At 59.7% G+C, this 22,628-nt stretch carries 19 protein-coding genes; 13 read left to right on the top strand and 6 right to left on the bottom strand.

What is annotated here, in order from left to right; genetic code table 11:
• Positions 1–117: 117 nt before the first annotated feature.
• Genes ASF06_RS01815 through ASF06_RS01805 form a run of 3 tightly spaced genes read right to left on the bottom strand, consistent with a single transcriptional unit; the run spans position 118 to position 3,670 of the window.
• On the bottom strand, positions 118–894 hold the full coding sequence (locus ASF06_RS01815; RefSeq protein WP_055942585.1) for a CDP-alcohol phosphatidyltransferase family protein: 777 nt from the start codon (positions 892–894) through the stop codon (positions 118–120).
• Complete coding sequence (locus tag ASF06_RS01810) at positions 891–2,150, bottom strand: DUF1972 domain-containing protein (RefSeq protein ID WP_082500635.1); 1,260 nt, start codon at positions 2,148–2,150, stop codon at positions 891–893. Before ASF06_RS01810 ends, ASF06_RS01815 begins: the two co-directional genes overlap by 4 nt.
• Complete coding sequence (locus ASF06_RS01805; protein ID WP_082500634.1) at positions 2,150–3,670, bottom strand: sugar transferase; 1,521 nt, start codon at positions 3,668–3,670, stop codon at positions 2,150–2,152. The genes ASF06_RS01810 and ASF06_RS01805 overlap by 1 nt, the downstream gene beginning before the upstream one ends.
• Before the next feature lie 417 nt (positions 3,671–4,087).
• Here ASF06_RS01805 and ASF06_RS01800 point away from each other — a divergent pair, with 417 nt between their 5' ends.
• Both ASF06_RS01800 and ASF06_RS01795 read left to right on the top strand, forming a co-directional pair.
• The gene (locus tag ASF06_RS01800; RefSeq protein ID WP_082500633.1) at positions 4,088–4,633 is read left to right on the top strand and encodes a TIR domain-containing protein; all 546 of its coding nucleotides are present in this window, start codon (positions 4,088–4,090) and stop codon (positions 4,631–4,633) included.
• 503 nt (positions 4,634–5,136) lie between these two features.
• The gene (locus ASF06_RS01795) at positions 5,137–5,442 is read left to right on the top strand and encodes a hypothetical protein (protein WP_055942579.1); all 306 of its coding nucleotides are present in this window, start codon (positions 5,137–5,139) and stop codon (positions 5,440–5,442) included.
• Positions 5,443–5,726: 284 nt separating this feature from the next.
• Here the strand turns inward: ASF06_RS01795 and ASF06_RS01790 are convergent, their stop codons facing one another.
• Complete coding sequence (locus ASF06_RS01790) at positions 5,727–7,769, bottom strand: acyltransferase family protein (RefSeq protein WP_055942576.1); 2,043 nt, start codon at positions 7,767–7,769, stop codon at positions 5,727–5,729.
• A gap of 503 nt (positions 7,770–8,272) precedes the next feature.
• On the opposite strand from ASF06_RS01790, the gene ASF06_RS01785 reads away from it, so the two are divergent.
• The 4 genes from ASF06_RS01785 (at position 8,273) to ASF06_RS01760 (ending at position 12,393) form a co-directional block, all read left to right on the top strand.
• Positions 8,273–8,494 carry a hypothetical protein gene (locus tag ASF06_RS01785; RefSeq protein WP_055942574.1) on the top strand — a complete coding sequence of 74 codons (222 nt, stop codon included), beginning with the start codon at positions 8,273–8,275 and terminating at the stop codon, positions 8,492–8,494.
• 118 nt (positions 8,495–8,612) lie between these two features.
• Complete coding sequence (locus ASF06_RS19020) at positions 8,613–9,320, top strand: SGNH/GDSL hydrolase family protein (protein WP_162237670.1); 708 nt, start codon at positions 8,613–8,615, stop codon at positions 9,318–9,320.
• Positions 9,321–10,243: 923 nt separating this feature from the next.
• Positions 10,244–10,933, top strand: a complete 690-nt coding sequence (locus ASF06_RS01765) for an acyltransferase family protein (protein ID WP_162237669.1) — start codon at positions 10,244–10,246, stop codon at positions 10,931–10,933.
• The gene (locus ASF06_RS01760) at positions 10,828–12,393 is read left to right on the top strand and encodes an acyltransferase family protein (RefSeq protein ID WP_082500630.1); all 1,566 of its coding nucleotides are present in this window, start codon (positions 10,828–10,830) and stop codon (positions 12,391–12,393) included. The genes ASF06_RS01765 and ASF06_RS01760 overlap by 106 nt, the downstream gene beginning before the upstream one ends.
• A 409-nt stretch (positions 12,394–12,802) precedes the next feature.
• On the opposite strand, the gene ASF06_RS01755 is transcribed toward ASF06_RS01760, so the two are convergent.
• Positions 12,803–13,534, bottom strand: coding sequence for a CPBP family intramembrane glutamic endopeptidase (locus ASF06_RS01755; protein ID WP_055942556.1), 732 nt, complete (start codon positions 13,532–13,534; stop codon positions 12,803–12,805).
• Between the two features lie 175 nt (positions 13,535–13,709).
• Here ASF06_RS01755 and ASF06_RS01750 point away from each other — a divergent pair, with 175 nt between their 5' ends.
• From ASF06_RS01750 to ASF06_RS01725, 7 genes are all read left to right on the top strand, one after another.
• The gene (locus tag ASF06_RS01750) at positions 13,710–15,107 is read left to right on the top strand and encodes a polysaccharide biosynthesis tyrosine autokinase (RefSeq protein WP_055944032.1); all 1,398 of its coding nucleotides are present in this window, start codon (positions 13,710–13,712) and stop codon (positions 15,105–15,107) included.
• Positions 15,108–15,172: 65 nt separating this feature from the next.
• The gene (locus ASF06_RS20160) at positions 15,173–15,859 is read left to right on the top strand and encodes an arsenate reductase/protein-tyrosine-phosphatase family protein (RefSeq protein WP_082500629.1); all 687 of its coding nucleotides are present in this window, start codon (positions 15,173–15,175) and stop codon (positions 15,857–15,859) included.
• Positions 15,860–15,935: 76 nt separating this feature from the next.
• Positions 15,936–17,336 (top strand): sugar transferase, encoded by a 1,401-nt coding sequence (locus ASF06_RS01745; RefSeq protein WP_235500859.1) that lies wholly within the window; start codon positions 15,936–15,938, stop codon positions 17,334–17,336.
• Between the two features lie 37 nt (positions 17,337–17,373).
• Positions 17,374–18,402 (top strand): glycosyltransferase, encoded by a 1,029-nt coding sequence (locus ASF06_RS19010; protein WP_082500628.1) that lies wholly within the window; start codon positions 17,374–17,376, stop codon positions 18,400–18,402.
• Between the two features lie 137 nt (positions 18,403–18,539).
• Positions 18,540–19,427 (top strand): glycosyltransferase family 4 protein, encoded by an 888-nt coding sequence (locus tag ASF06_RS01735; protein ID WP_200920285.1) that lies wholly within the window; start codon positions 18,540–18,542, stop codon positions 19,425–19,427.
• A complete protein-coding gene (locus ASF06_RS01730; protein ID WP_157439038.1) occupies positions 19,424–20,518 on the top strand; it encodes a polysaccharide pyruvyl transferase family protein in 1,095 nt (364 codons plus the stop codon). The genes ASF06_RS01735 and ASF06_RS01730 overlap by 4 nt, the downstream gene beginning before the upstream one ends.
• Positions 20,511–21,398, top strand: a complete 888-nt coding sequence (locus tag ASF06_RS01725) for a glycosyltransferase family 2 protein (protein WP_200920284.1) — start codon at positions 20,511–20,513, stop codon at positions 21,396–21,398. Before ASF06_RS01730 ends, ASF06_RS01725 begins: the two co-directional genes overlap by 8 nt.
• Positions 21,399–21,448: 50 nt before the next feature.
• Here ASF06_RS01725 and ASF06_RS01720 read toward each other — a convergent pair whose 3' ends face one another.
• Positions 21,449–22,426, bottom strand: a complete 978-nt coding sequence (locus ASF06_RS01720; RefSeq protein WP_157439037.1) for an O-antigen ligase family protein — start codon at positions 22,424–22,426, stop codon at positions 21,449–21,451.
• Between the last annotated feature and the right edge of the window lie 202 nt (positions 22,427–22,628).

Raw genomic sequence — 22,628 nt, 5'->3', positions numbered from 1 at the left:
ATCTGGTGAGCACAAGGGCTCCCATATAGGGGACGCATCGTTTTGACGATTATTACGCCAGAACGTTAACTTCTTTGGCACTTGCAGTCCACAGTCAGTAAACCACGGCGCCGGTACTCAGCCCAGGCGGCTCATGTCCTTGAACCACTTGACGCTGGCGAGCGCAAGGTGGGCCGCGTTGGCGACGAAGAACGCTGCGTACGCCACGAAGAAGAGGGCAGGGAAGCCCAGCAGCACGAAGAGCATGCAGAGGAACCCGTAGTCGGTGGGGACGAGCACGAGAGAACGCAGGCGGCTGCGGCCGTCGGCCTTCGCTGCGGGCCCCGTGACGGCGGCGGATGCCGATGCCGCGCCGTAGGCGGCCTTCAGCTGGTCGTTGAGGATCATGGCGAAGAACGACACCGCCGCCACGATGCAGTAGCCGATCGGCACGAGCAGCAGGGCATCGTTCGGCAGTTCGAAGAAGCGGTAGGCACTGATCAGCACGGCGAGGTGAAGCGTGGAGATCTTGAGTGCATCGACGACGTGATCGAGCCACTCGCCGCTGGCCGATCCTCCGCCGCGCAGGCGGGCCACCTGTCCGTCGGCCGAGTCGAACGCGTAGCCGGCGGCCAGCAGCAGCCAGACCACGACACCGAGCCACCACACCGGAGCGACGGTCGCGATGAGCACGATCGCCGTGAAGGTGAAGGCGGCGCTGATTCCCGTGACCGCGTTGGGTCTGAGCCCGGCGCGGAACGCCCAGGCCGCCAGGTAGCGACCCACCCGGCGGTTCACGTAGATGGAGTACGGGGGAGCCCCGCGGGCAGCCTTCTTCTGGGCGGAGGCCAGCCGACGCACGGTGCCGAGGTAGGTCTCCGCGGCGGGGGAGGTCTGCGTGCCGGCGGCGCTCACGAGGCCCGCTTGAGGTTGCGCAGCGGGGCGGGCTCGACGTCGTTCGCGGCGAGTCCGGCGGGCGCCAGTTCTGCCGGAGCGAGTGTCGGCGACGGCTCCCAGGCGGTCGAGTTGCGGTTGCGGCGTCCGAGGCCGCGGGTGCTGTACCCGGAGTTCAGTCGCTGCGCGAGTTCCTCGTAGCCGTCGGTGACGGCATCCCAGTTGTAGCGCTCATTGGCGCGGTCCTGCAGCAGCGCGGCGGCCTTCGCCGTCGCGCGGGGCTCGGACTCCGACTTGTCGACGCGCTGGGCGAGGGCTGCGGCATCGCGGAAGAACAGGCCGTCGGTTCCGAGCACGTCGCGGTTGAAGACCACGTCATAGGCGATCACGGCCGTACCGGCGCCCATAGCGCGCAGCAGCGACGGGTTCGTGCCTCCCACGGAGTGCCCGTGGATGTAGGTGTAGGCGTGCGCGTACAGTTGGTCGAGCAGCTCCTGGTCGAAGATGCCGCCGACGAGGTGGATGCGCGGGTCGCCCGCGGCCAGACGCTCGATCTCGGTCGTGTGCGCCGCTGCGTAGGGCGCGGAGCCCACGACGACGAGGGGCAGCTCCGCGTTGCTGCGCCGGTAGCCGTCGACGATGACGTCGACGTGGTTCTCCGGCTCGAACCGGGCGACGACGAGGTGGAACCCGCCCGCGGCGAGACCGAGGTCATGCAGCCGGTTCGTCGGCGTCTCGTTGAGAATGGGGGCGCCGTAGGTGATCAGTTCCGTGGGGATGTTGAACTCGTGCGTGTAGTAGTCGGCGATGCCCTGCGCGTCGGAGATGAGCGCATCCGCGTGGCGAACCGAGAACTGTTCGGCCCAGCGGTAGTAGCGGCGGCCGTTCTTGCCCCACTTGCCCCGCTTCCATTCAAGGCCGTCGACGTGGACGGCCGTGGGGATGCGCTGCATGCGCAGCGCGGGGAGGAAGGGCGCATTAGCTGCATTGAAGAGGAAGGCCATATCCGGCTTCCTGACCGTGGCGAGGTGACCGACCGAGAGGGCCGTGTGGCTCAGGGTCTCGATCGCCTTGGAGCGCACCGACGGCAGGTGCACCAGTTCCATGCCCAGGTAGCTGTCGCGGGGCTCGTCGCCCTCGCTGCGGCGACAGTAGACGGACACCTCGTGCCCACGAGCGGCGAGGCGCTGGCCGATCTCCTCGACAGCGGTCTCGAACCCGCCGTAGGCGGCCGGAACACCTCGGGTGCCCAGCATCGCGATCCTGAGTGAATTCATCAGTATGCTCCTGTTGGTTTGGTGAGCACCTTGACAGTGCGCCACATGATGATGAGGTCTCCCGTGAGAGACCAGTTCTCGACGTAGTACAGATCGAGGCGAACGCCCTCGTCCCAGCTCAGGTCGGAGCGTCCGTTGACCTGCCACATGCCCGTGAGTCCAGGCTTGATGAACAGACGGCGGTGAACGTGGTCTTCGTAGCTCGCCACTTCGCGCACCAGAGGAGGGCGCGGGCCCACCAGGCTCATGTCTCCGACGAAGACGTTCCACAGCTGGGGCAGCTCGTCGAGCGAGAACCGGCGCAGCACGGCGCCGACCCGGGTCACCCTCGGGTCGTTGCGCATCTTGAACAGAACGCCGGCACCGTCGTTCCGGTCGCGCAGGCTCTCGAGCTGAACTTCGGCGTCGACGACCATCGACCTGAATTTGCGCATACTGAACGTCTTGCCGTTGCGGCCCACGCGTTCCTGGCGGAAGATCACGGGTCCGTTGCTGTCACGCTTGACGAGCAGCGCCAGCACGGCGAACACGGGAAGAAGCGCGATCAGGGCGAGGCCCGAGAGGGTCACGTCGAAGGTGCGCTTCAGCGCGTGCTTGAGCCCGTCGTACTGAGGGATCTCCACGTGGATGAGGGGGAGCCCCTCGACCGGGCGGAAATGGATGCGTGGCCCCGCGATGTCGACGAGTCGCGCCGCGAGCACGAGCTCGGTGGCCGCGCCCTCGAGCTGCCAGCCGAGGCTGCGGATGAAGTCGGTGCCCTGCTGGGGCTGGCCCGCCACGATCACGGCGTCGACACCGAGTCGGCTTGCCGTCGAGGCGATGCTGTCGAGACCCGTGACGACCGGGATGTGCTGGCGCGCGGCGACGAGCTCGTTCGGGTGGCTGCCGTCCACCACTGCGCCGACGATGCGGTACGCGGCACCGGCCTTGCCGTCGATCTGCCCGATCACGTAGCTCACGTCGGCGATGTCGCCCACGACGAGGGCGCGCGAGAGAAAGTGCCCCCGCTCACGCTGACGCACCAACCAGCGCCGCCAGAGATAGCGGCCGAAGAGCAGGCCGATCAGGCCGATGGGCAGGGCGACGATGAAGTACCCCCGAGCGACGTTGATCTGGAGAATGAGAAACGCGATGGCGGCGAGGCCGAAGGTCAGCATGCTCGCGTTGACGACGAGCCGGTATTCAGATGCGCCGGCGCCGACCACGCGCGAGTCGCGGGTTCTGAAGATGCCGATCATCGCGAACCACGACAGGGCGACGATCGCCGACACCTGCGAGTAGTCCACGGGATACCCGCCGACGGCGACGGTTCGCTCGTCGATACCGAAGCGCACCACCTGTGCCACCGCGATCGAGCAGAGAATGACGACGGCGTCGGTGACGCGCAGTCTCTGGCGATAGCTGCGAGCCCACTTCGAGAGATTCGGAGCGGCGACGTCGGCCTGGTCGACGCTCACACCCGGTCGAGCGAGACGGTGCGCGGTCCACGCCGTACTCAGACGGGGTGTGGTCTCGGTCATGCGCGGGCGATCCTCTCAGCGTGATGTCGCGCAGGTTCCGACGAAACAGAGAACCAAAAGATGAAAATATCTCGTCTTTTGTGAAAGAGCTCCCCACCCCGGAGATGCACGAGTGAATAGAAGATGAACTTATCTCATTTATGAATAATTCTCATATAACCCAGTTCGGGGGGTTGGAATTACCCCCAATATGGGCGCATTCTGTACCAACGTTGATTCCCAGCAGTCAGGTCGACGTTCCGCCCCGGATTGGGGATTATCTGAATAAATGAGGAAAAGTCAAGCCCCACAGCGATTCACATCCGAAGTGGTCACTGTTGCGAATGTACAAAGGGTCCGCGTCCCCACCGGATTTCCTTGCGGCCAGAACCTTACGGCCCTGCCCCTCACCAGCTGCCCCGAGTAGAAGGAGCGCGTATGCTGAAGTTTTTTTTCATGTTCGACACCGACGGTGACCTGTCCCGTGCGCGCAAACTGACCGCCACGGACGACCTTAAGGTGGCCGCAGAGCCCCCGATCGCCGACTACGCAAGCATGGTCGACCAGTCCGACGACGAGATCCGGTTCTGGATCGATGCCCAGCTCGCCGCCACGTCGTGCCTCGTCGTGCTGATCGGCCAGAACACGGCCAACCAGCGCTGGGTGAAGTACGCCATAGGCATGGCTCGCCAGCTCGAGCTGCCGATGATCGGGGTGGCCATCGACAAGCTGACCGACGACGGCGGCAATCAGGGCGTCGTGGGGCCGAACCCGTTCACGAACGCAGGCATGTCGGCGAGGGCCATCTCGGCTCTCGAGATCTACGAACCCCCGTTCACGACGTCGTCTTTTGCGCGCGCCCATATCCGCTACGGCCTCCCCGAATGGGTGGAGACGGCGATCCGCGAGAATCGATTGCGTCGAGAGTCGCGCGTGCGTCGTCACGGGCGTGAGGCGGGCAGCGAGCGCCACGAAGCGAGCTGACGTACTTCCTGCCCGACCGGTCGCGCCGGTGGAGGGCGCGGAAGGTAACACTGTGACGACTATGCGTCCACCCCGCGCGTTCTCAGAGGCACCTCGTGAATGATGGTGGTGTCGTCTCGGTTCCCAAGACCGCTGCGACAGTTCGTCTTCCGCCGACACTGGGGGCGAACACCCGAAGGCTCCTGAGTTTGGCCCATGCCAGGCGCGGGGGCCTTCACATGTCTCTGGCGGTTATCGAGTAGGCCGTCCGCGGCCCCGCGTTGATCGAGTAGGCAGTCCACGGCCCCGCGTCGATCGAGTAGGCCGCCCACGGCCGTATCGAGATCCCCGTCCCGCGTCCTCACCCAGTGCCACCAGAATTGGGGCCCAGATTTTCCCAACGTGTCACCTTCGATCGAGCTACCCTCAGTGGTGGGGGCAGCGTCGTCTGACAGCATCAGGCGTCGCCGGCGCCTTACGGGTGTCAGAGGCTCAAAGCTGGTCCACGATCGGGGGATCACATCGTGGCAACAGAAGACCATGCAGAGAACGACATTCCGCTCAAAGTCCTGCAGATATTCAAGGATGAAAAGGCTCGGCCGAAGGTCATCCGCACCTATGACGTGAATGTCGGATGGTTGGCGGAGCAGCGTTCCCCCGTGCTGACGTGGCTAGTTGTAGACGAGTTCATTGAGAGCGGCAAAACGTCCGTAGACCTCAAGTGGCGGTCTAAGAAGCATCAGGTGTCCCTGCTCGACCTTCGCCCGCGAAATGGGCCCGTTCCGCGCGCTGTTCGAGGCGAGCCGCGAGTGGTGCCGCCGCAGCGTTGATCGATAAAGTCAGCAGAGCAGCGCGCTGCCGCCACTTCCCACAATGCGGCTCTAGATTCGCAGTTGGCGCGTGGCAGCAGGTGACGTTGTTCCCTCAGCGGATGCACCCCGGGGAGAGACTCGTATGCGATGGACAAACCGTCAAGTCGCTCGATTCGCTCACCGAGGATGAGGGGACAACGAGGCCATTGCTGCAACCCACAGAGAGTCGACGAGACGGCGACGATTGATGGGTTAGTTCGGGGCAGGACCGCCTTGAGAAGAGGAGTCTACGACCGCGCCTTCTACGACCCTAGGAGTTTCTCGAGCCATGCGGACAGTATGGGCGCGAGTGATTCGCTGTATTCCTTGGTGAGGTGAACTTGATCACGTCTGACGATCAGCCCATCCACGGAGACGGGGCAGCTCCCTTCGGTATCGCAGTACCAAAGGCCACTATCGATGAGCGTCGCTCCGTTCTCAGAAGCGGCTCTCGTGATGGTGGTTCGGGTCTCATCCCAGGCCGCTCCGACCGTCGTCGCGCAAGCAACGGGCGTGTTGAAGCGGTTCGCGCAAACAGCGAGATCTTGGCCCTTCGGCGGCGCCGTTATAACGGCGACTCGTTTAGCACCGTTGATGGCACCGAGAGTTGAGCGCCAACCCTCTCCGAGTACTTCCATGCGATCCGGGTTGTTGAGATCGCGGCCAGTCTCGAACGTTAACGACGACGCCGCCACTACGAGATCGGGTGGATCATCCGTGATTGCGGCGTGGGTTCGATCACGGAACTCGTCACATTGAACATAAGGAGACCCGTCTGTGGAGAGGACGGCAACGTCGGCCGCGGGGCATCCGGCTTTCGCGTAAATTCTAAGATGCATATCTAGCGGTTCGAGCAGCCTCAATAATCCGGGTGCGTATGTCATCGCAATGGAATCTCCGATCAACGCTACGGAGTACTTCGCAAGTGGATCGCCTCGGTCGCAAGTGTCGAACGGTTCCTCTCTGCTCGTCCAGCAGTCCTCGAGATCTGCGGTTATGCCCTCTCCCAGCTCGTCAACAGCTGGTGTAAGCCCTTGCCAACTTGACGTGGATAGCGACGCAGATACCTGAATCTGAAGCGCGTTGACGAGGCGGGTAACAGTATTCGGTTCATTAGGAGTGTCGAGGGCATACGAAGTGCCGGAGTCAGAGCTTCGCTGAGTCATAGCCGTGCTGCCGCCGATGACTGCGACTGCAATCGTCAAGCCGGCAGCTAGAGCGCCCACACTCTTGAGGATTCGTGGCCTGCGCGTTGGGTTGCCAGACATTTCCAGTAGCCAGGATGACGCGAGCACGGCGCGTTCGATGTACCGATATGACAGGGCCGATAGGCCGACTGTCAGACCAAGAGCGATGACGATCACGGCGAGGTTGGAAGGAATGAATGCTGCTGCGATGACAATGATTGGCCAATGCCACAGGTAGAGGGAATACGAAATATTGCCAACGTATATGACGGGCGAACTAGTAATAAACGGGATAGTCACACCCCCCTCCTTACCTGTGCCAGCGGCAATTACGGCAACGGTGGAGATGACAGGTAGCAAGGCCCAGGGGCCGGGGAAGCCAACTGCTGGATCGATTAGCCACACGGATGCGGCAAGACCAATCAGACCCGTGAGCGCCAGTGGCAAGCGCGCCTGCGTCGAAACCCTAGTCAGTGCGGGAGCAACGATCGCCAAGATAGCGCCGGCAGCAAACTCGAACGCTCGACTGAAGGTTGAGAAATATGCAGCCACTGGGCCGCTTGCTGTACTTAGACAAGCCCAAATAAACGAGATCGTGAAGACGCAGAGGGCAACAGCGGCCAGCGTTCGGCGTGGGTGTTTGCTACGCATCGCAACTCCACCGGCAGCAATCACGATGACGGGCCAGAAGATGTAGAACTGTTCCTCGACGGAGAGCGACCAGTAGTGCTGAAAAATTGACGGTGCGTCCGTGGCGAAATAGTCCGTCCCTGAAGCTGTAAAGGCGATATTCGAAACAAACAACAGGGACCAAATCCCGTCCACCGCGTATCGATTCGCCTGCGACGCCCAGAAGATCGCGTACGAAGCGATAACGAAGACCACAACAACGAGTACAGCCATAGGTACGATCCGTCGAGCGCGTCGGACGTAGAAATCTCGGAGTGAGATCTTTCCCTTAGCGATTCGCTCGGTGACGATGTGCCCAGTGATCAGGAATCCGGAAATGACGAAGAATATGTCGACTCCGATAAACCCGCCCTGCGGATGACCTGGAAGCCGTTGTATGAGTTCGAGGTGGTCGAGGATAACCAGCGCAACGGCGATGGTTCGGAGCATTTGCACATCAGCGCGGAGCGTACGTCTGGCCAACGAAGCCCCCAAGATTGTTTGACAGTGGCCCCCACTCTAGAGTGAACAAGTTTCGACATGGTTGCTGCGCCCGTGGAAATCATTGACACGAGGTCTCGGCAGTGCGCCTAACTCTCTTCTCGTGCAGCCAGCAGTGGCTCGGAGCAGATGTTTGCTTGGTGACCGTCGTCCGACATTGTGCTGATGTTCTGCAGCGGATTTCGGATGTCCGGACAACACTGGGCTGCACGCTCGATCGTTATCCTCAGGCGGGAACGCACACATATAGCCAATTTGACTCCGCCGACGAAATGGGTGCTGGGGAATCCGAGAACTAGATTCGCGGCACGGGTGGTTCAAGAAATAGGACTGCCAAAACTGAGCTGAATGACTTTGGCTTGGAGTAGCAGTGAGCGACTTCCTTACCGTCTCGTAACGAGAATTTAATAGAGGACATCTAGTGTGAAGTTACGACTTTGGGGGAAGTTCATATGAGCAAGATTATTCTCGACGTTCAAACCGATGGCCTGGCGGTCATTTTCGCGACCGGTCATGCCGACGAACACAAGCGTCTCGCAACCGTCTACAAGATGAAGGACGGATGGCACACCAAGCTCGCGAGCGAGCACACACGGCACGCTTGGTCAGGTCCGTTTGCGTCCGCCGAGGACGCGTTTCAAGCGATGAAAGCATCTGCGTCCACTACCTCATGAACAGCTCGCGCTTGCAAGCGCGGATAGGGTTGACCAAGTCGATGGGGGATATCTGATGAGCAAACGGTCGCGTCGAAAAGACTCGAGCCGCGCACATAGCGGTCCTAGCGACGGTCCTATGTATGTAGCGCTGGCTCTCATTGCGCTCGCCGCTGTCGGGCTGGCCTATCTCGCACTCAGCGGTGTCCATATCGGAAACCGTCCTACGCCAGCGCCTGTGCCCGACTCGACGGCGGAATCTGAGATCGTTCCTAGCGTCACCGCCACCGCCGCAACTGAGACAGACGACCTCAGCGTGGGTTTTGTGGGCGATGTGTCTCAGTCTTGGTGGAACGGGTCAATCGATGCAGGTCTAATTCCAGGAGTTTCGAGCGGACCTCGCATTGGACAACCTGGGAACAGCATTGCGGAACTACAAGCCCAACTCGATGGGGCCGCTATTACGCAGGGCCAGCTCGTCGCTGTTCAGGCGGGTACACAGGATATTGTCAACGGCGCTACGGCGGCGGAAATTGATTCCTCGATTAAGGCTCTGTGGCAAAGCATTAGGAGCCGCGGCGGAGAGCCTATTGCTGTTCTCATCCCGCCGTCGAATGTGTTCCCTGGCTCCGTCGTTACGGTTAATAACCAGATCAGATCGGCGGCCCAGCTCGAAGGAGTTGCGGTGCTAGACGTGACGAGCCCCGTCGTGGCAGTGGATGGTACCTGGACGCCGGGTTACTCCGATGATGGCGAGCAGCCGAATGCTTCGGGCGCAACCCTCATGATCGAAGCCGCCGTCTCGCAGTTCACTAATATTTTGGGCACTTCGAACGTTGCTCGTTAGTTGGTTTGTGCCCGACCGATTCCTGGTGCGGGGCCGCCACGCGTCGTCTGCGTCGGTCAGACACCCTTCTAGTTCGTCGGAGGTGCGGTCAAATTAGTGATGCTTGAGGTCCTAGACAGAGCCGGGCGGCCGAGGAATCGGACAGGCTAGTTTGTGTGGATGGGTGGCATCCGTAGGTGACGGCTTCCCTTCCACTGCACTGAGACGGCATCTATCAGGCGGTCGTGCATTCCACCCGACGGGTGTGCTGACGAAATAGGGATCGATTGGGGTCACGTTCCTCGATGGACGGGATCCTCGATCGCTTTACGCCATTCAGCTGCTGCGACCAGTAACTGGATGTCGACGAAATCTTCTACGCTCTAACCTCCATCGACCGGGACGCTCCACACGGGGAGATCATCAGATGGGTCCGACGGGACGGACCGAAGTCCCAGGGGCGCATTCTCCACGTCTACTCCGACGGTCTCGACGAGGGCGGGCGCCGTGTGTAGGTTACGGCGTTCGAGACCATCGGCTCGGCCGCCACGTTCATCTGGCAACACGCGGCCGAGATGGAAACCCTTACGAACAGGCTGCAGCTTGACCAGTTCAAGCTCTTCGACGGTGAGCCTCAACACAGGGTGAGGGGTTGAAGGTCACCGTCAATGCATGCAATGTCGAGATCCGTGATGTGCGCAAGCCTGACGCCGAAGGTGACCACTAATTCGCGCTGCGAAACCAGCTCTACACGGCCACCCCGGAAGGATGGGAGGCGATCGGCGTCGAAGTAGCGCGGCTCGATGCCGTCGGGTAGCCACGTCGACATATTAAATCGGTGTGACGGGACGACGATTCCGCCGAGGCCCGCATGCAGCCGTGGTTAGACTTCAACCCAAGCATTGGGGGATGCCATGGCCACGGCCAAAGTAGCGCCGTCGCGCATGACGGCAACAAAAACGAATGCGTTCCGTAGAGATATTCAGGGCCTCCGGATGGTGGCCGTGGTGGTCGTCATCTTCGACCATCTCATCGGATGGCCAACCGGCGGGTTCATCGGCGTCGACGTCTTCTTCGTAATCTCTGGGTTCCTGATCACCGGACTCCTGCTCCGCGAACACGACCGCTCCAACACAATCTCGTTCATTGGCTTCTACAAACGGCGGATTCGAAGAATCCTTCCCGCAGCAACACTTGTGCTAGTCGTAACGGTCGTCGTCGCATTCGTCGTATTCAACGTCTCGAGAGCAACACAAACGTTCTGGGACGGCATCTGGTCGTTCTTCTTCGCAGCAAATTGGCGCTTCGCCTCGGCTGGCACCGACTACTTCCAAGCAGACGGTCCCGTCTCTCCTCTTCAACACTTCTGGTCGCTGGCAGTGGAGGAACAGTTCTACTTCGTGTGGCCCTGGCTGATGCTGCTCATTTTCATACTCGGAGGCCGCGCCGCGAAGTGGAACACGAAGGCCGCGCACCGCGCCATCGGCATAGCCATGGTCATCATCACGGCGGGTCATTCGCGTGGTCGATGTGGGAGAGTCAGAACAACCCGGGTTGGGCCTATTTCTCGACATTCTCTCGAGCGTGGGAACTCGGCATCGGCGCCCTTGTGGCGGTGTCGGCCACCCAACTGACGAGGCTCCCTGACAGCGTCCGGCCGTTGCTCGCATGGATTGGCCTCGCGGGAATCATCGGCTCAGTGTTTCTCATCAACGATTCCCTTTCCTTTCCTGGGCCGTGGGCTGCCGCACCGGTCCTAGCGACTGCACTCGTCCTCGCGGCAGGAACCGGCGGCAAACAGCGGTACCTTGCACCACTCACCAACCCGGTAAGCAACTACATCGGCAAAATCTCCTACTCGCTGTATCTCTGGCACTTTCCAGTCGTAATCCTGCTCGCATCCATAATTCCCGAAGGCACGCTGGCCTACTACGTGGTCGCCGCCGTCCTCATAGCGGGCCTATCTGTCGCAGCGTTCCACGTCGTTGAAAACCCCGTCTTGGAGTCGAGGTGGCTTCGCGGACTCACGCCCCAGCAGCTTCGAGATTGGAACCGCGCCAAGAAGAACAAGCGCCGACACCGATCCGGATCCATTGGAGGCCCTACGCTCGTGGGTCTCTCCGCCCTCACCGTTGTCACCCTTGTCCTTACAGTGATCGCATTGCAGCCCCCGAGACTCACTGAAGTGACGAACACCGACCCCGGATACTTCGGGTCCGCCACCCCGTCAGCACCCGCAGAACCTCAGACGGCTCAAGATATTCTCGCTGGTCAGATCGCTACAGCTGCGTCCGCCACGGAGTGGCCTACATTCGAACCTTCCGTCGATAACATCGCCGACCAGCGAGTGCCGCAGTGGACAGAGAACGGCTGCCTGAACGTCGACGACGATAACGCTGACCTTTGCGTGTACGGGTCGCCCCAGCCCGCAAAGATTGCCGTTGTTCTCGGGGACTCCATCGCCACGAGCTGGCTGCCAGCAATAATCGGAGCCCTCGAACCCCTTGGTTACCAGGTCAGAGCCCTCACCCGTGAAGGGTGTCCGGTTGCGACGACCCCAGTATTTCCGAGCGGCGAGAGCACAACCGTCTATCAAAAATGCGCGGAACATCAGGAATGGGTCGGTCAGCGTGTCAACCAATTGTCCCCTGACCTCATCGTCATGTCCGATTCATTCCTCAGCCTGAATCGACTCGCGTCGGGTGCCACCGGCGCTGCAGCTCAAGCCGAGTGGGAAGCGGCTTATACCGAAGCCGTCCGGGCCCTCCCGGCTTCGTCCGCGAAGGTATCGCTGATGGCGCCACCGGGCGCCGAAAACATCCAGGAGTGCTACACCCCGCTCTCCAAACCAGCCGACTGCATCCGAAGCATCCCCGATTCCTGGACCACCCTGCGCACCGCAGAACAGAACGTTGCGACCACTCTCGGAATCCCATTCATCGAATCACAGCCGCTGTTCTGCGACGGTCCCAAATGCCCGGCGTTCGTCGGCAAGAGCGCCGTATATGCAGATTCGGGACATATGACAGCTAGCTACAGTTCGTCAATTGCCCCCGCCTTAGCCGAAGCCTTCGCTGCCGTGGGGATTAATTGAATTTCCCGTCGTGGCCGCGCGAACCGGATGCTGTGATCCCACACAGCGAACGCGGTTGAGCGCTCTCGGACAGTCCATCGAACGATGATCCTCTGCTGTCAGCTCTGGCACGAAATCTTTGGCCGCCGAAGGCGCGCATTCCGAGCGGGTGCCGCGCGTCGATCCGGGTCGCGTCGAACTAGCGCACACGGGCCCAACGCGTTCGGCTGCCCTGACACGATCACGATGTCGTAGCCAGCGTGGTTCGGGTCCGTGATTCTCCCGTAAGTGCCGTCACCCATCGCAATCAGGATCGACCCAAGGTGTCAATTCATCTCGTTACGGACGAGGTCCATTTGCGGGGCACATCCCACGGACGGTCGGCGGACGCCTAGAAGCGCTGCCATCGTCATCTACCGCGTTTGTTGAGTCAGGCCAGGAGGGCGGCCAAGACGAGGGAGCCATTGAACGTTACGTGGGCGATGATGCTTCCCCCAGTCCGTCCTGTAATTGCCGCTAGAACGCCCGAGGCGATGCCAAAAATGAGGGTGCTCGATCCAATTGCAGCTGCAGCTGTGGGGCTGGTTACCTCCGTGAGGTGAAGGGCCGCGAACAATACGGCACTCGCTAGGACTGAAATACTCATCGCCACGGCTCTTGTCATTGAACGTGATGAGATTCGCAGAGCTGTTCTCAGAACTAGTCCTCGAAAAAAGACTTCCTCAATAAACGGGGCGAAGAAGATGGGGGCCAGGACTGCTCCAAACACCCACCACCCGTCGTAGATCACATCACCGAAGGTGACACCAAGACCGGTCATTCGACCGTAGAAGGCAATCTCAATTACGCTAGCGGCGGCCCGCGCCAGGAGACCAATGCCAAGCCCGAATAAGGCATCTAGCCATGTAACTCGGAGGCCAAGGTCCTGACCGAGGGAACGGGTGCCTGTGACATAGCAGGCAACGATCGTGGCAGCCAGCAACGGTAGCCAGACGACGGCGTAGCTGAGGATCAGCGCAAGGTGACCATCGTGATATCCGGGCGATGTCAACCAGCGGACAAGCAGCCACATCGAGATGACCGCACACAATAGGCCAAATATCGACTCGAAGGCTCCCCAGCGCGCGGTAGGGACGCGTGCCTCGTCGGATCGTATGTTCACACGAGAAACCTAGCCTCCCGGATGGCTTACTCGGTGCACGAACTCGAGACGTTCCAATCGCGTTACACCCCCGTAACTAGATTGGGCGATTCAGCGTACATATGTGTGGCACCATGAACGCGGGGGTCGTTAGTCGGTCTCCGTGTTTAACGACCTTGAGGGGAAGGCCGACGTAGTGGAACTTCGCGACTACATTCGAATTCTGCAGAAGAGTTGGATACTGATTGCGATCGTCCTCCTGCTCGGGGTCGGCGCCGCGGCGGCATATTCAATTCTTCAAACGCCGAAATATAGCTCTTCGGCAAAAGTGTTTGTCTCGACTTCGGCTGGCTCGACAGTGTCCGAATTGCAACAGGGCAACACCTTCACGCAGCAGCGCGTCAAAACGTATGCCGATCTCGTGACAACCCCGATCGTCCTGCTGCCCGTAATTTCAGAACTTGGACTGGACCTGAGCAGTGACCAACTTGCTCGAATGGTGACTGCTTCTGCGCCTCTCGACACGACGCTCATCGAGATCACGGTGGTCAGCGCAGACAATGCAGAGTCTGCGCGAATCGCCACCTCAATCTCGGAGAGTCTCACTCGGGTTGTCGAGGAGGTTGAAGCTCCAGCCGACCAGACCGCATCGTCGCCCGTGAAGCTGACGCTTGTGCAGCATGCTTCGGTCTCGCAATCACCAGTCAGCCCGAACGTCCCAATCAACCTAGCGTTGGGGGCTCTGGGGGGTCTCGCCCTGGGCATTGGGTTGGCTGTTCTGCGCGAGACTCTCGACAATCGAATCAGGAACGAACGAGACGTCGCCCTTATCACAGAGGTGCCGATTCTCGGAGGCATCGTCTTCGACCCGAAGGCGCGCGAGCGCCCACTCATCGTCCACGCGGATCCCCGCAGCCCGCGTTCTGAATCGTTCCGCACCCTGCGAACCAACCTGCAGTTCTTGGACATCGGGCGAGAAGATCGTTCTTTCGTTATAACGTCGTCGATTGAAAGCGAAGGCAAGAGCACGTCAGCGGCCAACTTGGCAATCGCTTTGGCTGACTCCGGCCTTCGGGTTCTCTTGATTGACGCAGATCTTCGCCGACCCAAGTTGCACGAATACATGGGGCTTGAAGGTGCGGTCGGTTTGACTGATCTGCTCATTGGCACAGCGGAGCCACAGGATGTGATTCAGCCCTGGGGAAAGCAGGATCTGTTTATTCTTCCCGCGGGAAAGATTCCACCCAATCCCAGTGAGCTCCTGGGCTCTGAGGCTCTCAACAAGCTCGTGGTGGAGTTCAACGGAGCATTTGATGTGGTTCTTTTCGATGCCCCACCATTGCTTCCCGTGACCGATGCAGCGATTCTGGCCCGAGTCGTGGGCGGAACGATAGTCGTATGCGCGGCGGGCAAGACGCACAAGAATCAACTCAAGGGCGCATTCACTGCCCTGCAAAACGTTGACGCTCCTGTCTCGGGTGTGGTTCTGACAATGCTGCCGACTAAGGGTCCTGATGCCTACGGGTATGGCCGGTACGGATACGGCTACGGGTATGGGGACATTGATTCCAAAGCGGTACCCGCCGGCGGATAGAGAATCGGAGACATCGGCTAGCGCCGTGTAGGCGGCATTCATGATTTTTTTGGGGGAGAGAATCAATGCTTGATCAAAGTCATGTCGAGTCGTTTCAGATACTGACGGTGTGTACCGGCAATATTTGTCGCTCACCGATTATGGAACAGCTTCTTCGTGCGCGACTGCCGCGTTCAACTGCATCAATCACGATCTCAAGTGCGGGCACAAATGCCTTGCCAGGGCAGGAGATGACTCCCGAGGCCCGGGAGATCTCCGTCAGCTACGGGGGAGACCCTGGCCAGCACCAAGCAGCTCAATTGACTCGTCAACTAATCGAGCGATCGAGCCTCATTCTTACTGCAACGCGCGAGCATCGCGCGGCGGTCGTCTCACTTCATCCTCGGGCATCTCGTTACACATTCACGCTCAAAGAATTCGCGCGTGTGAGTGCCGTTGCCAATGAAGTTCGTGATCAGACGCATGTTGGCGGAGCAACACCAGGTTCAGTCGTCACTGACCTAGCTCGCTACCGTGGATTTGCTGTTCCTCCCATTGAGCCGGGTGATGACGACATTGTCGACCCATACCGTCGGTCTCATTCGATTTACGAATTGGTCGGCCGAGAGATCGATCAGACCATGGATTCTGTAGTGTCGGCCTTCGCAGCGGCGTGGCATGAGCCTTCGGCGTTACGTGATCTACCCGCGGGTGGTGCACGGAGAGATACTCCTGCAGGTGGACCTATCCAGAGGTCGACGAGCAATGAGTAGCCAGACGAACGGATCCGTACAGGCTCGGAATCGGACAAGCGGCCGGAATTGGCGCGAGGTTTATGCCTTCAGGCTCATGATCACCGACGGCCTCGTTCTCATCTGGGTAATTTTCGGCGTCCAGATCGCATGGTTTGGGCTGAGCAGCGCTGATGTGGCATTCCGCGGAACCGACTTGGATCTTGCCGTCAGTTACACGTTGATCTCAGTAATTCTGGCGGTCGCCTGGATGTTCATGCTGAGCGTCTTCGGGACCAGAAGCTACCGTGTTCTTGGTACGGGAACGCAGGAATATCGGCTCATAGCCGACGCCAGCGTCCGGCTGTTTGGAATCCTTGCCATCGTCGCGTATCTCTTTCAGATCGACCTAGCTCGCGGTTATATCCTCATCGCGCTGCCCGGGGGCGTTCTGGTGTTGATGTTTTCGCGCTGGATGTGGCGTCAATGGCTAAAGGTGCAACGTCTTGCCGGGAACTATTCGTCGAGGGTGGTTCTCATCGGTTCGTTTCCCTCGGTCCTCCACATCGCCCAAGAGCTGGCTCGCCAAGGGGAAGCGGGCTATCTCGTAGTGGGGGCGTGCGTCCTCGGCCCAGTACCTAAGGGAGGTTCGTCCGAACTCGATGTCCCGTCGTACTTCAGCGCTGATGATCTTCCGTTGGCAATGTCAACAGCTGGCGCCGACACGGTCATCATCACGAGTAGCGAGGAGCTCTCCGCCACGAAGATTCGCGAGATCAGTTGGAGCCTCGAGCCTGGCCGCCAACATCTGGTTGTGGCGCCAAGTTTGACCGACATCGGAGGACCGCGTATTCACACGCGTCCGGTGGCGGGTCTGCCTCTCATTCACGTTGAGACACCCAGATACACAGGCGCAAAACAGTTCACCAAACGCAGTTTCGATGTTCTTGTCGCTGGGGTACTCGTGGTGTTGATTTCGCCCTTGCTCGCCGGGATCGCGGTCGCAGTTCGATTGACGTCGACCGGTCCGGTTCTGTTCCGGCAGGAGCGAGTGGGAATCAACGGCTCCAGGTTCGAGATGCTCAAGTTCAGGTCGATGGTGACGAATGCCGAGGAGATGCTCGAACAACTGCAATTGCAGCAGAGAGACAAAGGCAACTCGGTTCTTTTCAAGATGTCGGACGATCCACGAGTTACGCCAATTGGCCGCATCCTCCGACGCTTCAGTCTTGACGAACTCCCGCAGCTCTTCAACGTGCTGGGTGGGAGCATGTCGCTCGTTGGCCCTCGACCACCCCTTGAGCGAGAGGTCAATCTTTACGATCCGCACGTGCACCGCCGATTCCTTGTCAAACCGGGAATCACCGGACTCTGGCAGGTGAGCGGTAGGTCAAATCTGTCGTGGGAGGACACAGTGCGGCTGGACCTGTTCTACGTGGAGAACTGGTCGATCACCGGTGATCTGCTGATCCTGTGGAGAACCGGACGTGCGGTCTTCGCGCGAGAGGGAGCATACTGATGACTGGCAATTTGGGGCTTGCGTCGTGACGGAACCTATGCGGATTCTGCACGTGACGGAATGTCATGCCGGGGGCATAAGCCGGGCGATCGAGACTGCTGTGCGACTGACGCCGGATAACGAGCATCATTTGCTGTGGTCCGGCAAGGAAGAGCCGGCCGCTGACGGTAACTACGCCTCGATAACTCCGTTACCTTCTTCGCTTGTGGCACGCACGCTCGCTGTGCGGCGCACAGTGAATCGACTGCAGCCAGATGTGGTCCATGCCCATTCAAGTTGGGCGGGTCTGTACACCCGGTTGTTGCCGTTCGGCAGAGGAGTGATTTATCAGCCGCACGGGTACAAGTTCACCGACTCAGAATCCGGTCGGTTGCCGAGATTCATTTTCCGAGTCGTCGAGAAGTTTCTGGCACCACGGTCCGCAGGCATCGCTGTTCTATCCCCACATGAGGACAGGTTGGCGAAATCCCTGAACGCGCGTGTGACTCGCTACTTCATTCCCAACGCGCCGACAATGGATGTTCGAGAATACAGGGCGACGGGTGACGCCCTCGCTGACGTCGTCATGATCGGCCGTGTGTGTTCGCAGAAGGATCCGGTGTTTTTCGCGGACGTTGCTAGAGAGGTGCGACGTCAGGTCCCGGACGTCCGTTTCCGCTGGATCGGCGATGGTCCGTCAGAAGCCCGACAGATCCTCGAATCAACCGGTATCGAGGTTACCGGATGGCTGAACAAGCGGGAAGTTGCGGCCGCGCTGGATCTGCCTGCCATCTACTTCCATTCAGCGCGCTACGAAGGGTTTCCTCTAAGCCTCCTCGATGCCGCGGCCCGGAGAGTGCCCATTGTCGCTCGTCGAATTGCTGCGTTCGAGGGCACTCCAATCTTGCAGGTCGATGATGTTTCCAGCGCTGCTCGACAGATCTCCCTAGTGCTGACCGATCAGCAAGAGCGTCATGAGGCAACTGCCGCAGGCCAAGAACTGTTGAGCTCCATGAATTCGGAAAGACAGGCCGCGGCGTTGAAATCAATGTATCTATCGATACGAAGCGGGGGATCGCAAAAGTGAAAGTATTTTTTCCCGATCGAATTGTCAATAGGCACGTGGGTGGTAACACGACCTATGCGCTCAACATCCGAGACGGTCTGAAGCAGCGGGGAATAGCGACGGGTCTCATTCCGAGCGGGCGCGGCAGAATCTCGACGATGGCGCGCGAAACACTCCGAGGCCTGACGTCGTCACCGGGTGAAATTCTGCACTATTCAGCCGACACCGGGCCGCTTCTCCATACGCGAGGAGCATCGGTCGTTACCGTACACGGAGTCGCCAGTCGCTGGATCGATGTGGCCAGGACTGCGCGACAGGAGGCGACGTGGCGCTTCCGTGTATCGACGGCGATCAAGTCCACGCGTCGGCTGATTACCGTGTCGCAGTCGGCTGCTGACGACATTAGCGAGGTATTCGGAGTCGAGAGGCAGCTGATCACTGTCATTCCGCACGGCATCGACTCCGAGATGTTCAGTTCTCCTCGAGTCATCTCAGACGAGCTCAGGGCGCAAATTCCGTCTCAGTTCGTCCTCTACTTGGGGAACGTTGAACCGCGCAAGAACCTAATTGACTTGGTCAGAGCATTTGAGACCGACGAGATTCGCTCATTCGGTGTTCCGCTGCTGATCGCGGGAAAGCCAGCCTGGAACTTCGACGATGCGATGAAGACGATCAATGCTGCATCCAACGTGCAGTACTTGGGCTTCGTGAGCGACTCAGACCGCGTCGCGTTGATGCAGGCCTGCTCACTCTTCGTATTCCCGAGTCTGTATGAAGGATTCGGATTCCCGGTTCTTGAAGCAATGGCTGCTGGAGCGCCAGTCGTGACATCGCGGAGGGGATCGCTCGCTGAAGTTGCGGGACCGGCCTATGAGATGTCAGATCTGACGGCCTACGGCCTTGCCGACACGATTTCTAAAGCTCTCTCGGATACTGCTTGGCTCGCGCGCGTTCCGGACGACGGGCGAGAGTGGGCCAGACAATTCGAGTGGGGGAAGAGCGTGGATGAGCATATACGCGTCTACGGAGAGGTGGTTTCCGAGTGAGGATTGCGCTGCTTCACGCCTATAGTGCGACGAACGCGGGTGACGGCTTGCTCGTTACGGAGAGTCTTGGTGCAATCAAGGAGGCCTTCCCAGCTGTGTCGGATGTCACGATCGTCGCACTGCATCCCGAGACATTCGAGCTCATCGACTCCGTCGTGGTCGATGGCTCAGTAGGCAGACGAGGCGTAACCCGAGAGTTCATTCGCACCCTCCACAGCCTTGATTCATTTGACATGATCTTCGCGGTTGGAGGTGGGTACCTGCGGGCGGGACACCTGGTCGAGGGAGCCAAGACTCTTCTCGCGCACGGGTATCAACTTTGGCGTGCATCTCGAACGTCAACTCCCGTCGTCTACCTACCTCAAAGTATTGGTCCGTTGCGATTCGGATCGCGCTTTGTAGCCCGACGTCTGCTTCGAAACGTCAGCCTCATATTCCTTCGGGATGATCGCAGCGTCGATGAACTGGCGCTGGACAACACCGTTCGAATACCTGACTTGGCTCTGTTGAGCGAGAACAGGGCTCCTAGGTCGACCGACCTGCCAGAGACGGTGCCGGTGCTGACTGTGAGGTCCGTCCGGGGGAAGCTCAGCCCTTACGTGGTCGACCTGAGTCGGCGACTGGGAACCTTCGACGGGTATGTGCAGAGCACTGGAGCCAGCAACGACGATACGGAAGCGATGGCCTCCCTTAAGCCCCGAACCACGCTGAGTCGTGCAGATCTGCTTAGCGATACAGGCCCTCGACGTGTGGTCATCGCCGTGCGACTCCATGCAGCCCTGATGGCACTCAATGCTGGTCATTGGGTCATCCACCTGGCGTACGAGCGCAAGGGGTTCGGCGCTTTTGGAGATCTAAACCTGTCGGAGTATGTCTTCAACGTCAATGACTTCGACCCGGCGGCCGTCGAAAAGATGAGCGCAGAGCTCATCGCGAATCCGGATGCTCGCTCGGCCTACGACGCGAAACTGGCCTCGACGAGGTCCGCGATACGGTCGCAGAGACAATACCTTGTTGACCGGCTAAGACAGACCGCGGGAGTCTCGCCAGAACGCCATCAGCAAGTGGACGGTGCTGAAGCACGTGACTGACACAGAGGAAAGAGGAGGCGAATTGATTCTCTCCGTTGTAATTCCTGCATATAGGGCTGAGAAGACAATTCGGCAAGCGATCCAGTCAGCCTTCTCGGCCGGGGCTGGCGAAGTCATAGTCGTCGACGATGGGTCCGACGACTCCACGGCCGAGCTTTCTCGAGCCGCCGGAGCGCGATGCTTTGTTCAAATCAATTCAGGTGCGGCGGAAGCGAGAAAGAATGGCGCTGGTCAAGCAGCGGGAGATTTCTTGATCTTCTTGGACGCCGACGACGAGCTCGTGCCAGATGGTGTCCGACGCTCAGTCGAGGTCCTCCAGGCTAACAATGATCTCGTCGTCGCAGCCGGAAGAGTGATAGGGGTGGGCGGAGACGGTCTCGAACGCCCTTTTCCGATTCGCTTCGATCCAGTGACTACACAAACGCTCCTTGTGCACGGACATGGTCCGTGGCCGCCGGCCGCTGCGGTCGTGCGGCGTTCTGCATACTTCGAGGCGAGGGATTTGGATCCGGAACCCCTAGCCCCGCGCTTTGCTGAAGACTATGAACTTCTCATTCGATTGTCGATGACGGGCGGGGTCGATGTGCGCGATGATTTCACTTGCAGGTACAGCCTTGCTGGCGGCAAATCTGTCGCCTCGGCAGACTCCGCGATTGAGGCGAAAGAGTCCATCCGCGACTACTACGCGAAAGCTCTCGAGATTCCCATTGATCTCATGTCTATCCGACGACGACAGATGGCGGCGATTGCGAGAGTTGCCAGGGCACATTGGGCGCAGGGCCATCGGCTCAGAGCTCTGCGATCAATGTCTCAGTGGCTGATGAAGGATCCGGCCTATGCCATATCCAAGTTGGCGACCAGTCCATGGAGGCGAAACTAGAAGGTCTTCTCAACTCCGTGGGAAATCGGCAACCGTCTTCTTCGTTGGGATCAACCTTTTCGTAAGGGCTGGGTCTGGACCGCAGTTCGCGGTGTATCCCCTGCCGGCTCCAGAGAGCCGTCATCTCTTCCACCGGGGAGGCCTACGAGCGCAACGGCAAGGCAGATGGGAATCCAGTACTGTGCTTCCGTATACAGCGCGGATGTCATCGCGAATGTGATGATCGAGGCCAGCACCGCTGCCGGCCCAGCATCGCGACCCGTTCGTAGCGATCTGATTATGATGCCGAGCATCACGATCAGTACGCAGATAAGTGCGATCAGCAGGATGAGTCCACCCTGGTACCAGAAACGCAAAATGATGTTGTGGGTCACGGTCGTGCCGTAGACCGCCTGATGCATGGCATCCATACCCGAGCCACCGAAGGGATCTTCCTGAATTCGAGCCCATGCTGATGCCCACGTCTGCTGTCTGATTTGGAGCGAGCCAACTCCGCTAGTCTCGCCGGTGACGACGTCTACTCGGCCCTGTAGACCGCCCGTGAGCTCTGATAGCGAGGCGCCGGTCAAAGCGAAGAATGGAATCGAGAGAAGGGAGGCCGTGACGGTCCAGAAAACCACTTTGATCGTTGCCCGCATTGCGATGAGGAGCAAGATCCCCCCGACGATAAGACCGGCTAGGTTGCTCAAGCTTCCAGTCCCCAGCAGGGCAAAGAAGTTGACCGAGAGAACGACAACGAGGAGCAATCGAAGTTTTCTACTTGCCCGAGGAAGAAGGTACGCACTCGCAAGTATCGCTATTGTGCACATGAACCCAAGCACGTTGGGGTGGCCGGCGAGACCGTTTGCTCTACCGTCCCGCGCGCTATTGCTGAAAAACTCGAGACCAAGCTGAAGCTGGAGGATGCCAGCCAAGGCGGAGATCGATTGAACGACGAAGAAAGCAGTTATGGCGCGACTACTCCAGCTGCGTTCGGTCGCTGTGAAGTATCGCAAAGCGAAGGGGAGCAAGCCAACGAGGATGGTCAAGTTGATAGCTGTCGAGAAGCTTGCCGCGACGTCAGAAGCTTGACCTGCAACGGCTCCGGCCACCGGGATGAGGCAGCCGGCGGCAATCCAAAGTGGAGACCCGAATGGCTTTCGAGCCCGACCCAGAAGAAGCGTTAGAACGATCAGCACTTGAACAGCGAGAATTAAACGATCCCCTAAGTTCGCCAAAAGAAGTCGGAAT

This window comes from Agreia sp. Leaf244, from assembly GCF_001422695.1.
In the GTDB taxonomy this organism is placed as follows: domain Bacteria; phylum Actinomycetota; class Actinomycetes; order Actinomycetales; family Microbacteriaceae; genus Agreia.
This window is presented reverse-complemented; position numbering and strand designations above follow the sequence as displayed.